The sequence below is a fragment of the Burkholderia sp. MR1-5-21 genome, assembly GCF_053427715.1.
The window spans coordinates 1-12,557 of sequence record NZ_JBSAXD010000029.1; the positions used below are offsets into that span (position 1 = coordinate 1).

The 12,557-nt window shown below is 63.0% G+C and carries 11 protein-coding genes; all 11 read right to left on the minus strand.

Translation table 11 applies throughout. From position 1 onward, the window contains the following. A partial coding sequence (locus ACV229_RS30795) for an NAD(P)H-dependent oxidoreductase subunit E (RefSeq protein ID WP_448086862.1) occupies window positions 1–195 on the minus strand: 195 nt, incomplete at its 3' end. 86 nt (window positions 196–281) lie between these two features. Continuing rightward, complete coding sequence (gene oxlT, locus ACV229_RS30800; RefSeq protein ID WP_448086948.1) at window positions 282–1,622, minus strand: oxalate/formate MFS antiporter; 1,341 nt, start codon at window positions 1,620–1,622, stop codon at window positions 282–284. 265 nt (window positions 1,623–1,887) lie between these two features. Further along, window positions 1,888–3,300 (minus strand): pyruvate kinase, encoded by a 1,413-nt coding sequence (gene pyk / locus ACV229_RS30805; RefSeq protein WP_448086863.1) that lies wholly within the window; start codon window positions 3,298–3,300, stop codon window positions 1,888–1,890. 120 nt (window positions 3,301–3,420) lie between these two features. Next, entirely contained in the window at window positions 3,421–4,812 is a 1,392-nt protein-coding gene (locus ACV229_RS30810; RefSeq protein WP_448086864.1) for an NAD(P)(+) transhydrogenase (Re/Si-specific) subunit beta, read from the minus strand. A gap of 9 nt (window positions 4,813–4,821) precedes the next feature. Then, window positions 4,822–6,408: a Re/Si-specific NAD(P)(+) transhydrogenase subunit alpha gene (locus ACV229_RS30815; protein ID WP_448086865.1), complete on the minus strand. Its 1,587-nt coding sequence runs from the start codon at window positions 6,406–6,408 to the stop codon at window positions 4,822–4,824. A 1-nt stretch (window position 6,409) separates the two neighbouring features. Next, window positions 6,410–7,189 carry a fumarylacetoacetate hydrolase family protein gene (locus ACV229_RS30820; RefSeq protein WP_448086866.1) on the minus strand — a complete coding sequence of 260 codons (780 nt, stop codon included), beginning with the start codon at window positions 7,187–7,189 and terminating at the stop codon, window positions 6,410–6,412. 59 nt (window positions 7,190–7,248) lie between these two features. Beyond that, window positions 7,249–8,496: a formyl-CoA transferase gene (gene frc / locus ACV229_RS30825; RefSeq protein ID WP_448086867.1), complete on the minus strand. Its 1,248-nt coding sequence runs from the start codon at window positions 8,494–8,496 to the stop codon at window positions 7,249–7,251. A 107-nt stretch (window positions 8,497–8,603) separates the two neighbouring features. Then, the gene (locus ACV229_RS30830; protein ID WP_448086868.1) at window positions 8,604–8,795 is read right to left on the minus strand and encodes a hypothetical protein; all 192 of its coding nucleotides are present in this window, start codon (window positions 8,793–8,795) and stop codon (window positions 8,604–8,606) included. 156 nt (window positions 8,796–8,951) lie between these two features. Then, the gene (locus ACV229_RS30835) at window positions 8,952–9,386 is read right to left on the minus strand and encodes a PAS domain-containing protein (RefSeq protein WP_448086869.1); all 435 of its coding nucleotides are present in this window, start codon (window positions 9,384–9,386) and stop codon (window positions 8,952–8,954) included. Window positions 9,387–9,508: 122 nt separating this feature from the next. Then, window positions 9,509–10,759, minus strand: a complete 1,251-nt coding sequence (gene frc / locus ACV229_RS30840; protein WP_448086870.1) for a formyl-CoA transferase — start codon at window positions 10,757–10,759, stop codon at window positions 9,509–9,511. Between the two features lie 25 nt (window positions 10,760–10,784). After that, complete coding sequence (oxc, locus tag ACV229_RS30845; protein ID WP_448086871.1) at window positions 10,785–12,527, minus strand: oxalyl-CoA decarboxylase; 1,743 nt, start codon at window positions 12,525–12,527, stop codon at window positions 10,785–10,787. Window positions 12,528–12,557 lie beyond the last annotated feature (30 nt).

Here is a 12,557-nt window from a genome sequence, read left to right on the forward strand (position 1 = left end):
CGGTGCGGTGCGGAAGTGGTGGTAGTACGTGAGGACGCCATGCACCTCGGCGCGCGACAGGTTCAGCGCCTTCGCGAGCGGTGCGACGCAGCCCGGCGGCACGTAGCCTGCATCGTCCTGGATCGCGTGCAGGATCGCGACGAGCGACCTTCCGCAGCTGACATGACGTTCAATCAACTCTTCGAGATGGACCATGATCCTTTCCTGCCAAGCGGCGTTGGGAAGACTTCACTTACCTGCCGGACATTGCGATCCGTCAGCGAGCGCACCTTCAGCAGCACTCATTCACGCGAACTGCCGAGCGATGCCTGAAAGCGCTTTGCCAACGCATTGCCGGGCTCGGCCGAGTCAAGAATCCAGCGGCGCCGCATCGGATACAGGACGAGCTTCGCCGCCAGGCCCGCCAGCAACGAGATGCACGCGAAGAAAACGAACACCGAGTTCCACCCGCCGTACGCAGACAACAGCGAAGCGACGGGGACCAGGATGGCGGCCGTCCCCTTCGCCGTGTAAAGCGTGCCGGCGTTGCCCGCTGCGTATTTGGCGCCGAACGTATCGGCGCAGGTCGCCGGAAAGTTCGAGAAGATATCGCCGTAGCAGAGGAATACGATTGCGGAACACATCATGAACAGGTAGGGGTTGTGCCCGAAGTACATCAGTCCCAACAATGCCGCGCCTTCGCCGGTGAAAGTGATGAACATGGTGTTCTCACGGCCGATCCGGTCGGAGATGAAGCCGCACAGCGGGCGCGTGAAGCCATTGCACAGATTGTTGATCGACAGCGTCATTGTCAGCAGCGGCAACGTCACGCTGAATACGCTGACCGGCATTGCCGAAAATCCGTATTCCTTGGCGATCGGACCGATCTGCGCGGTGGCGACGATGCCGCCCGCAGCCACGCATACGAACATCGCGTACATGACCCAAAAGAGCGGCGCGCGCACCATTTGCTTCGTCGTGTAGTCGGTCTTGGTTGCGACGATGCGCTTCAGCCCCGCTGCATGAGCCGGCGGCTTCGGACGCACGAGCAAGATCGCGAGCAGCAGAATGCAGCCGCCCTGGAGCAGCCCGAAAAAGACAAACGCATGCTCGTAGCCGGAACGCTGGATCATGTTGGAGATCGGGATAACCGTCAGCGCAGCGCCAGCGCCGAATCCAGCCGCAGTCAGGCCGGCGGCCAGCCCGCGCCGGTCCGGAAACCACTTGAGGGCGTTGCCCACGCACGTTCCATAAACGCATCCCGCTCCGATGCCGGAAATGACGGCGGCGGCGTAAAGCACCGGCAAGCTCGGGGCGTAGGCATCGAGAACCCAGCCCAGTGCTGCGCAGATCGAGCCCCCGATCACGACCGGGCGGGGACCGAACCTGTCGACCAGCCAACCTTCGACGGGGACCAGCCAGGTCTCCGTGACGACAAAAATGGAAAACGCAAGCTGGATGGCCGCCTGCCCCCAGTGATGTCTTGCATCCATCGGGACGACAAAGAGGGTCCACGCGTACTGCAGGTTGGCGACCAGCCCCATGCAGACGATGCCGGCTGCCAGCTGGACCCACCGGTTATGTCGCCTGGCCGTATAGCTGCCGGCGGCCGTGTAGGTTTGAGTCACGATCTCTGTCTCCATCCATTGTTTATTGATTCGCTCGCCCGACTGGCACACTGTCGGGCTGCTCGGTTCGGTCATGCAGCACATGGCGCAATGTGCGACCGGGCATCGACGATTTGCTTGCCAAACATGATCGCCGCCCTGACCCATTAACGATAATCAATATTACTTATCGTCTTGGTTATAAACTCCTTATGCATCTGGACTCCATAAAGAATGAAAGCGCGGCTCGCGGCCGCCGAACAACCCCGGGGGAACCCGACGAGTAATCCGCAGCATCGCGTCACACCTTGGCAATGCGCAACATGTTCGTTGTGCCCGGCTCGCCGAACGGGAAACCAGCGGCGATCGCCACATGGTCCCCGGAACGCGCAAAACCCTCTTGCATCGCGATCCCGCACGCGGCGCTCACCATCTCGTCGACCGATTCGACATCAGGGCTGACCGTGGAATGCACACCCCAGGTCAGTGCGAGGCGCCTCGCGGTAGACAGCTTCGGCGTGATGCTGAGAATCGGCGCGATCGGGCGCTGCCGGGCTGCCCGCAGGCTCGTGTGCCCGGAAGTCGTATACGTGACGGCGGCAACGGCGGAAATCGTCTGCGCGACATCCCGCAGCGCGGCACAGATCGCGTCCCCGGGCGTGTGCAGCGGGAGTTCGTGCTGTGCGTCGAGCAGGCCCCTATAGAGTGGATCCTGCTCTACCTCGCGGACAATCCGGTCCATCATCGCAACAGCCTGCACGGGATAAGCGCCGCTTGCCGATTCTGCGGACAGCATGACGGCGTCCGCGCCATCGTAGATGGCCGTCGCGACATCCGATGCCTCTGCGCGCGTGGGCACCGGAGCGGATATCATCGATTCGAGCATCTGCGTGGCGATGATGACGGGTTTGCCACGGTTGCGGCACGAGCGAAGAATGCGCTTCTGCACGCCGGGCACACGCTCCGGGGGAAGCTCGACGCCCAGGTCGCCGCGCGCAACCATCACGGCGTCCGCGGCGCTCACGATCTCGTCGAGCCGATCGAGCGCCGCGGGCTTTTCCAGCTTGACCATGAGCCCCGCGCGCTCGCCGATGAGCGCGCGCGCGTCGATCAGGTCTTCGGGGCGCTGCACGAAGGACAGCGCGATCCAGTCTGCGCCAAGCGACAACGCAAACTCCAGGTCGATCCGGTCTTTCCGGGTCAGGACGGGAATCGGCAGAATGGTGTCGGGAACGTTGACACCCTTGCGATCCGACAAGACGCCACCGTGCATCACGCGCGTCCGGATTCTCTCGCCGTCGTTGTCGAGCACTTCCAGGCGCAGCTTTCCGTCATCGAGAAGCAGCGACTGCCCTCCCGCGACCACCTCGAACAGTTCCGGATGAGGCAGGTGCACCCGGTCGACGTCGCCATGCACCGGGTTCCGGTCGAGCACGAAACATTCACCGGCCGCGAGCGTCACCTTGCCTGCGGCGAACTGGCCGACACGCAGTTTCGGACCCTGCATGTCTGCCAGCACCGAAACGGGTCTGCCCGAGCTATGTTCGACCTCGCGCACCAGCTCATATCGTCGCCGATGATCGTCGTGCGAACCGTGACTGAAATTCAGACGGAACACGTCCACACCGGCGCTAAACAATTGCGTGACCGTTTGAAGATCGGCGGTCGCGGGGCCGAGGGTTGCAACAATCTTTGCTTTGCGTTGACGGAGCATGATCGATCACCGGTATGAAATGAATGGCGCGCGACACGTCTGATGGCATGCCAGACCGGCCGCGCCGCACGATCGCGAGACGCCGTGACTGTCGAGTGCCGGGGTCATGGCACCGGTCCGTCAGGCGCCGAGCTGCTTGAGCAATGCGTCGACGCTCCCTTTCGCGTCGCCGAACAGCATTCGTGTGTTTTCCTTGTAGAACAGCGGGTTGTCGACGCCGGCATAGCCGGTTGCCATGCTGCGCTTGGACACGACCACCGTGCGTGCCTTCCACACCTCGAGCACCGGCATGCCGGCGATCGGGCTGGCCGGATCCTCGAGGGCACCCGGATTGACGATGTCGTTCGCGCCGATCACGAGTACGACGTCCGTGTTGGCGAAGTCGTCGTTGATTTCATCCATTTCGAGCACGATGTCGTAGGGCACCTTTGCTTCGGCCAGCAGCACGTTCATATGCCCCGGCAGCCGTCCCGCGACAGGATGGATGCCGAACCGCACCCGGACCCCCAGTCCGTTGAGCTTGCGCGTAATTTCGCTGATCGTCGTCTGCGCCTGTGCGACGGCCATGCCGTAGCCCGGTACGATGATCACCTCGGCCGCATCGCGCAGGATCGCGCCGACTTCATCGACCGTGGTAGGCACGACCTCGCCCGCGACGTCGGCCGAACTCGCCGCGCTCGCTGCACCGAAGCCGCCGAGAATGACTGAGATGAAACTGCGGTTCATCGCACGGCACATGATGTAGCTGAGGATCGCGCCGCTCGCGCCGACGAGCGCGCCAGTCGTGATCAACAGGTCGTTGCTCAGCATGAAGCCGGTGGCCGCGGCCGCCCAGCCCGAGTAGCTGTTCAGCATCGACACGACGACCGGCATGTCGGCGCCGCCAATCGCCATCACCAGGTGCACGCCGAGCGCCGCAGCAAGCAAGGTCATTTCGAGCAGTGCGCGGATGCCGTCTTCGTTCGAGGCCGCGGTGAGGAACCGGTAGCCGACGGCGACGCAGATTGCGAGCACGATCAGGTTCAACGCATGCCTGCCTGGCAGGACGAGCGGCTTGCCGCTGATCGTGCCCTGCAGCTTCAGGAACGCGACGACGGACCCTGCGAACGTGATGGTGCCGATAAAGACGCCCAGGTAGATCTCCGTCCCATGAATGATCCACTCCGCTCCTCCAGACCGGGAAGCCGGCATCACGTAGTTCGTGAAGCCGATCAGCACCGCCGCCAGCCCGACAAAGCTGTGCAGCACGGCAACCAGTTGGGGCATTTGCGTCATCTCGACGCGCCGAGCGAGCAATGCCCCCACCCCCGCGCCTGCCGCCGACGCCGCGAGCACGATCTCCAGCCCGGCGCCTTGCACGATCAACAACGTCGCCAGCACCGCGATCATCATGCCGGTCATGCCGTAGACGTTGCCGCGGCGAGCGGTCGTCGGATGACTCAGTCCGCGCAGGCTCAGGATGAACAGCGCACTGGCCCCCAGATACGCAATATTTCCAATTCCATTCAACATGGCCGCTCCTCAGCTTCGCTGGAACATTCTCAACATGCGCCGGGTCACGAGAAACCCGCCCGCGATGTTGATCATCGCAACAAGCAACGCAGTACCGCTCAGCACGCTGACGAGCACGCTTGATGCGCCGAATTGCATCAGTGCGCCGATCACGATGATTCCGCTGATCGCGTTGGTCACGCTCATCAACGGCGTATGCAACGCAGGCGTCACGTTCCAGACAACGTGATAGCCGACGAACACCGCCAGCACGAACACCGTCAGATGAGCGACGAACGTCGACGGTGCGACTGCGCCCAGCGCAAGCAGCGCAATGGCAGCGATTGCGAACAGCAATGGCGCGATGGACCTGGAGCGACGTGTGGCCTCGGCAGGCGCCGCTGAATCGGCAGGGCTCGCCGCATGCTTCGCGACCGGCTGCGGCCGGTGCGGCGCGATTGCGGGCTGCCTCGGCGGCGGCGCGGGCCAGCTGATGTTGCCTTGATACACGACCGTCGCACCGCGCATCACATCGTCATTCATGTCGATGCGCGGTTCGCCGTCTTTCTGCGGTGTCATGTCGGTCAGCAGGTGGCGAATATTGGTCGCGTATAGCTGGCTCGACTGGGTCGCCATCCGGCTCGGCAGATCGGTGTGACCGATGATTGTCACGCCATGCATGGACACCGCTTGTCCGGGCTGCGTGAGCTCGCAGTTGCCGCCCTGTTCGGCGGCCATGTCGACGATCACGCTGCCCGGCCGCATGCTGTTCACCATCGCAGCAGTAATCAGCTTCGGCGCCGGCTTGCCCGGAATCAGCGCGGTCGTGACGATGATGTCGACCTCCTTCGCCTGAGCGGCAAAGAGCGCCATCTCTGCTTCGATGAACTTCGCACTCATTTCCTTCGCGTAGCCGCCGCCGCCGCTACCTTCCTCGTCCAGGTTCAGCCCGAGAAATTCGGCGCCCATGCTTTGAACCTGCTGCTCGACCTCGGGCCGCGTGTCGAATGCGCGCACGATCGCGCCCAGCCCCCGCGCCGCGCCTATCGCCGCGAGTCCTGCGACACCCGCGCCGATCACCAGCACCTTCGCGGGCGGCATTTTGCCGGCTGCGGTGATCTGTCCGGTGAACAGGCGCCCGAAATGATGTGCGGCTTCGATCACCGCGCGGTAGCCCGCCATGTTCGCCATCGAGCTGAGCGCATCGAGTTTCTGCGCGCGTGAAATGCGCGGCACGCAGTCCATCGCCAGCACGCTCGCGCCGCGCTCGGCGAGACGATCGAGCAGCGCCGGGTTCTGAGCCGGCCAGACGAAACTGATCAGCGTGGCGCCCTGCTTCAGCAGCATCGCTTCGTCGACGCCGAGCACCGGATGAAGCTCCGTCGCACGAACCTTGATGACGAGATCGGCGCGGGCCCACAGCGTCTGCGTATCGCTGATCACCTGCGCACCCGCAGCACGGTACGCGTCGTCATCGAACGCGGCCCGCTCGCCCGCGCCTGCCTCGACGCTCACCGCAAAGCCCAGCTTCAGCAGTTGACCCACTGTCTCGGGCGTCGCCGCGACACGGCGCTCCCCCGCATGGATCTCGCGTGGTACCGCAATTGTCCTGGCCATGTCAGTTCCCTGCTCGCAGCGCGTTCGACAGCGCACCGATCCCGTCGATCGACACTTCGACCGTCGAGCCGTCCTTGATCGATCCGACACCGAGCGACGTGCCGCACGCAATCACGTCGCCGGGCATCAACGTCATGTCTTGCGAGATCAGGCTCACCTGCTCTTCGGGAGTGAAGATCATGTCGGCCAGCAGATAGTTCTGTCGCTCGACACCATCGAGCCGTGTCACCACGCGCGCGCCGCGCCAGTCGAAATCGGTCCGGATGACAGGGCCGATGCAGCTGAACGTATCGAAGCCCTTCGAGCGGCACCATTGAGCAAAATTCGGGTCCTCGTTCAGCAATTCGGCAGCCGTTACGTCATTGACGCAGGTAAAGCCAAAGATGTGTTGCGCGGCCGCTTCGACCGACACGTTGCTGCAACGCTTGCCGATCACGATGCCGAGCTCGCCTTCGTAGGCAATCTTGCCTGCATAGCTCTTCGGACGCCGGATGAATTCGCCCGGACCGGCCGCCGACAACGGCGGCTTGATCAGGAACAGCGGATGAGACGGCGCCGCCTTGCCGAGTTTCTCGGACAGCGCATGAAAGTTGTTCCACAGCGCGACAACCTTGGTCGGCACGCAAGGACTGCGCAGCGTTACCTCGCCCGGCCTCAAGTGCGTGTCGGTCCGGACCGGATCATCGAACATGTTTCCGTCGTACTCGGTGATGCGATCGTTCTGCAGCATGCCGAAGCCAGGTTGGCCGTCGGCTCGCTCAAAGCGTACCCACGAAGTCATCGGGTGTCTCCTATACGTGATTTTTCAGGCATCGCCATGACGATGCGTCGCCGATGCGGTCAGATCGCACCGACGGCACGCAAATGTGCGATCTTCTCCCCGTCAAAGCCGAATTCGGCCAGCACCTCGTCGGTGTGTTCGCCGAGGAGCGGCGAGCGCGTGACTTCAGTGGGGCTGTCGGACAGCTTGATCGGGTTGCCGACCGTCACATACTTGCCGCGCACGGGGTGATCGACTTCGACGATCGTGCCTGTTTCGCGCAACGACTGATCTTCGGCAATCTCTTTCATCGACAGGATCGGTCCGCACGGAATGTGGTACTTGTTGAGGATCGCCATGACCTCGAATTTCGTCTTCGTGATCGTCCAGCGCTCGATCTCCGCGAAGATTTCCTTCAGGTGCGGCAAGCGGGCAGCAGGCGTTGCGTAGTCGGGATCGGTGATCCAGTCCTCCTTGCCGATCAGGCTGCAGATGTTCGGCCAGACCGGCGCTTGCGCGATGAAATAGATATAGGCGTTCTGATCCGACTCCCATCCGTTGCACTTCAGGATCCAGCCCGGCTGACCGCCGCCCGACGCATTGCCCGCGCGTGGTACTGCGTCGCCGAACTTGCCGTTCGGATATTGCGGATACTCCTTCATCACGCCCGTGCGCTCGAGCCGCTGCTGGTCGCGCAGCTTCACGCGGCACAGGTTGAGCACACCGTCCTGCATCGCGGCGAGCACCTTCTGCCCGCGTCCGGTCGTCTGGCGCTGATATAGCGCCGTGACAATGCCGAGCGCGAGATGGAGGCCGGTGCCGCTGTCTCCTATCTGTGCACCGGTCACGACAGGCGGCCCGTCGTCGAAGCCCGTGGTCGACGCCGCGCCGCCCACGCATTGCGCAACGTTCTCGTAGACCTTGCAGTCTTCGAATGGCCCCGGGCCAAAGCCCTTCACCGACGCTACGATCATCCGCGGATTGAGCGCCTGGATGTGCTGCCACGTAAAGCCCATCCGGTCGAGCACGCCCGGCGCGAAGTTCTCCACCAGCACGTCGCATTTCCGGATCAATGCTTCCAGCACCCGCTTGCCTTCCGGATGCTTCGCGTCGATCGTGACCGAGCGCTTGTTGTGATTGAGCATCGTGAAGTAGAGGCTGTCGGCGTCAGGGATATCGCGCAGTTGCTCGCGCGTGATGTCGCCCGAGCCCGACCGCTCCACCTTGATCACGTCAGCGCCGAACCACGCCAGCAGTTGCGTGCACGTCGGGCCCGATTGCACGTGCGTGAAATCGAGGACGCGCACGCCGTCCAGAGCCTTGCCCATTTCCTGTCTCCGAATTGACTTTTATAGGTCCCCGCCCGACCAGCATTCGCGCGAGGCCGACCGATCGTGAACGCATCAAGGATTGCGTCGCGACAGCGTTGTTAGTGTTACTGATGATTCGATCGCAGCAGCGCCATCGCGGCGTCTCGGGCGCCGGCTATGGCCGCCGCTTCGCTTTCAAAGACTTTCTCGTCGACAACCCGCTGGTACGGAAGGAGATCCGGCTTTTTCCGCGAATCGTGCGCAAGCAGGCGAACCGCCGCGTAGGCAGCCCATCCACCGTTGTGGATCATTTGCATGGCGGACAATTCGATCCTGTATTGTCCAAGAACCTCTATGTGCATGGGATACCTCACGGGTGCTCGTCACTCGAGCGTTCAATGCGGGGCGTTTCGCAGTTTCCTCGCGCCGCAAGCGCGGCAGCGGCGAGCCTGGCAAGACGGCAGCGCACAGCGTCAGGCTCCAGCCTGGACTTGCAATTCCGCCAGGCGCTTGCGCAAATTGCGCTCTTCCTGGAAACGGCTCGTTTCGTCGCGAATCAGCGCCACGATCCCGGTCAGCTCCCCCTGTGGCGAATGCAGCAAGGCGACCGTAAATGCAATCGACATCGCGCGCCCATCCTTATGCACGGCGGGCACCCGCAGCACGTCGTTGCCGTAACGTGTCTGCCCGGTAGCCATCGTCTTGTGATAGCCGTCCCAATGACGGCCCCGCAGGCGCTCCGGAATGATGAGGTCGAGCGACCGCCCGAGCGCCTCGCTTTGCGCGAATCCAAACATGCGCTCGGCCGCGGGGGTCCACAGGGTGATGGCCCCGCGAGGATCCGAGACGATGATCGCGTCGCCGATGGCCTTGACTATTTGCTCGAAATCGATGACTGCTTTTTGCATGGCGGTACCCGAGTTGGAGATGACTGTCGTGTTCGGCACAGGACGGCGCCCGGTTCGGACGCCGATCGTGCGGTTTTCGGGATGATTCCCCCGTACAGGCCTGGCTGTGCTGGCCTGCACGGCTAGACGGCCTTGACCTCCCGCAAGTTGTAAATCTGCTCCTTGCTATATCCGAGGCCTGCCAGTACCTCCTCGGTGTGCTCGCCCAGCAGCGGCGAAGCGGTGATTTCGGGCTTGAGTTCGGAGAACTTGATCGGGCTGCCCACCGTAAGATAGGTGCCGCGCTCCTTGTGCGGGACTTCCGCGATCGTGCCGCTCGCGCGCAGCGACGGATCGTTGGCAAGTTCCTTCATCGTCAGCACCGGCGCGCACGGAATATCGAACTTGCGCAGGATGTCCACCGCTTCGAACTTGGTCTTGTCGGCCAGCCATGCCTCGATCGTCGCGAAGATTTCGAAAATGTGCGGCTGACGCGCCTCGGCGGTCTTGTAAGCGGGGTCATCAATCCATTCGGGCTTGCCGAGCGCCCGGCAGATCGGCTCCCACGCGTGGCCCTGGATGGTGAAGTAGATATACGCGTTGGGGTCCGTTTCCCAGCCCTTGCACTTCAGCACCCAGCCCGGCTGGCCGCCGCCGCCGGCGTTGCCGCCGCGCGGCACGACATCGCTGAACGTGCCGTGCGGATACTGCGGATACTCCTCGAGGTAGCCGACCCGCTCGAGACGCTGCTGGTCGCGCAGCTTGACGCGGCACAGGTTCAGCACGCTGTCCTGCATCGACACGGCCACCTTTTGACCTTTTCCGGTTTTGGCTCGCCCGATCAGCGCAGTCAGAATGCCGATCGCAAGGTGCATGCCCGTGTTGCTGTCACCGAGCGCTGCGGCGCTGATCGTCGGCGGGCCGTCCCAGAAGCCGGTGGTCGATGCGGCGCCGCCTGCGCATTGGGCGACGTTTTCATAGACCTTCAGGTCGTCGTAGTGATGGCCGTCGCTGAAGCCTTTGACCGACGCGACGATCATTTTCGGATTGAGCTCCTTGAGCCGCTCCCACGAGAACCCCATCCGGTCGAGTGCGCCCGGACCGAAGTTCTCCACCAGCACATCTGATTCGCGAACCAGCCGCTCCAGCACTTCCTTGCCTTCGGGCTTCTTCGTATCCAGCGTAAGCGAGCGCTTGTTGCTGTTCAACATCGTGAAGTACAGCGCATCGACATTCGGGATGTCGCGCAACTGGTTGCGCGTCACGTCGCCGGCGCCGGGACGTTCGACCTTGATCACATCGGCGCCGAACCAGGCCAGCATCTGGGTACAGGCAGGACCGGCCTGAACATGGGTGAAGTCGATGATCTTGATACCGTCGAGGGGCTTAGTCACTTGAAATCTCCTGGGATGGCAAACGTCATTTCTTCATTGCCGCGCTTTGCGGGTTGAGATTCGTCAACCGGCCGCTCTCGGTGCCCGCGGCTTCGTCGATGACTGCGTTGATGAGCGTCGGTTTGCCGCATTCGATGGCTTTGAGCAGGGCGTCGGTCAGCTCTTCCGGCGTCGTCGCGTGGAAGCCGATGCCGCCGAATGCCTCGATCATCCTGTCGTAGCGTGCGCCCTTGACGAATACGGTAGGCGCGACATCCTTGCCCCCGGTCGGGTTCACGTCGGTGCCGCGATAGACACCGTTGTTGTTGAATACGATGGTGCAAACGGGCAGGTCGTAGCGGCAGATGGTCTCCAGTTCCATGCCGCTGAAGCCGAACGCGCTGTCGCCCTCGATCGCGACGACCTGCTTGCCGCTAGTGACCGCCGCGCCGATCGCAAAGCCCATCCCGATGCCCATGATTCCCCATGTGCCGGAATCGAGGCGCTTGCGCGGCTCATGCATGTCGATGATGCTGCGCGCGTAGTCGAGGGTATTGGCCCCTTCATTGACGACGTTGATGTCCGGGCGCGTTTTCAGCACGTCGCGAATCGCGCGAAGCGCGCTGTGGAAGTTCATCGGCGACGGGTTCTGCGCGAGCGTTGCCGCCATCTTCTCGAGGTTCTTGCGCTTGCGCGCTTCGATCGCCCCCGTCCATGCGGCGTCAGGCTTGCCAAAGCCGGCATCGATGCCGGCAAGCATGGCCGAGACGCAGGAGCCGATGTCGCCGATGACCGGCGCCGCAATGGCGACGTTGCTGTCGATTTCGGTCGGCGAAATGTCGACCTGGACGAATTGCTTCGGCTCACCCCAGGTCTTGCCCTTGCCGTGCGACAGGAGCCAGTTCAGGCGCGCGCCGATCAGCACCACGACGTCGCTTTCCGCCAGCACGAACGAGCGCGCCGCCGATGCCGATTGCGGATGCGTGTCGGGCAGCAGGCCCTTGGCCATGGACATCGGCAGGTAAGGGATGCCGCTCCTCTCGACGAACGCGCGGATTTGCGCGTCCGCCTGGGCGTAGGCCGCGCCCTTTCCCAGAAGAATCAGAGGCCGCTTCGCATTCCTCAACAGATCGAGTGCACGCTTGACTGAATCCGGCGCGGGAATCTGACGCGGGGCAGCGTCGACGACGCGTACCAGGGATTCTTTCGCTTTCGCTGCATCGATCGTCTGGGCCAGCAGTTTCGCCGGCAGGTCGAGATAGACACCGCCGGGACGACCGGAGACGGCCGCACGGATCGCGCGTGCAACACCAATGCCGATGTCCTCGGCGTGCAGGACACGATAGGCCGCCTTCGCATACGGCTTGGCGGCATTGAGCTGATCCATCTCTTCGTAATCACCCTGCTGCAGATCGACGATCTCACGCTCGCTGGAGCCGCTGATCAGAATCATCGGGAAGCAGTTGGTGGTCGCGTTGGCAAGTGCGGTCAGACCGTTCAGGAAGCCTGGCGCGGACACGGTCAGGCAGATTCCCGGCTTTTGGGTCAGGTAGCCGGAGATCGCAGCCGCGTTGCCTGCATTCTGTTCGTGACGAAAGCCGATGAAGCGCATGCCTTCGGCTTGCGCAAGGCGGGCCAGATCGGTGATCGGAATACCGACCAGTCCAAAGATCGTGTCGATATCGTTCAGCTTCAGTGCATCGATGACGAGGTGGAAGCCATCCGTCATCTCCTGGGGCTGTTTTGCAGTGGCGGCCTGCGGCTGGATGATTCCAACGACTTCTGCCATGGCGTCTCCTCCTAAGGGGGCGTGATTTGT

What these genes read in the sequence shown, in the direction of transcription:
- ACV229_RS30835 (WP_448086869.1), bottom strand. Translation starts at nt 9,386, where the DNA reads ATGCAAAAAGCAGTCATCGATTTCGAGCAAATAGTCAAGGCCATCGGC.
- ACV229_RS30820 (WP_448086866.1), bottom strand. Translation starts at nt 7,189, where the DNA reads ATGACTTCGTGGGTACGCTTTGAGCGAGCCGACGGCCAACCTGGCTTC.
- pyk (WP_448086863.1), bottom strand. Translation starts at nt 3,300, where the DNA reads ATGCTCCGTCAACGCAAAGCAAAGATTGTTGCAACCCTCGGCCCCGCG.
- ACV229_RS30810 (WP_448086864.1), bottom strand. Translation starts at nt 4,812, where the DNA reads ATGTTGAATGGAATTGGAAATATTGCGTATCTGGGGGCCAGTGCGCTG.
- oxc (WP_448086871.1), bottom strand. Translation starts at nt 12,527, where the DNA reads ATGGCAGAAGTCGTTGGAATCATCCAGCCGCAGGCCGCCACTGCAAAA.
- ACV229_RS30830 (WP_448086868.1), bottom strand. Translation starts at nt 8,795, where the DNA reads ATGCAAATGATCCACAACGGTGGATGGGCTGCCTACGCGGCGGTTCGC.
- frc (WP_448086867.1), bottom strand. Translation starts at nt 8,496, where the DNA reads ATGGGCAAGGCTCTGGACGGCGTGCGCGTCCTCGATTTCACGCACGTG.
- ACV229_RS30815 (WP_448086865.1), bottom strand. Translation starts at nt 6,408, where the DNA reads ATGGCCAGGACAATTGCGGTACCACGCGAGATCCATGCGGGGGAGCGC.
- oxlT (WP_448086948.1), bottom strand. Translation starts at nt 1,622, where the DNA reads ATGGAGACAGAGATCGTGACTCAAACCTACACGGCCGCCGGCAGCTAT.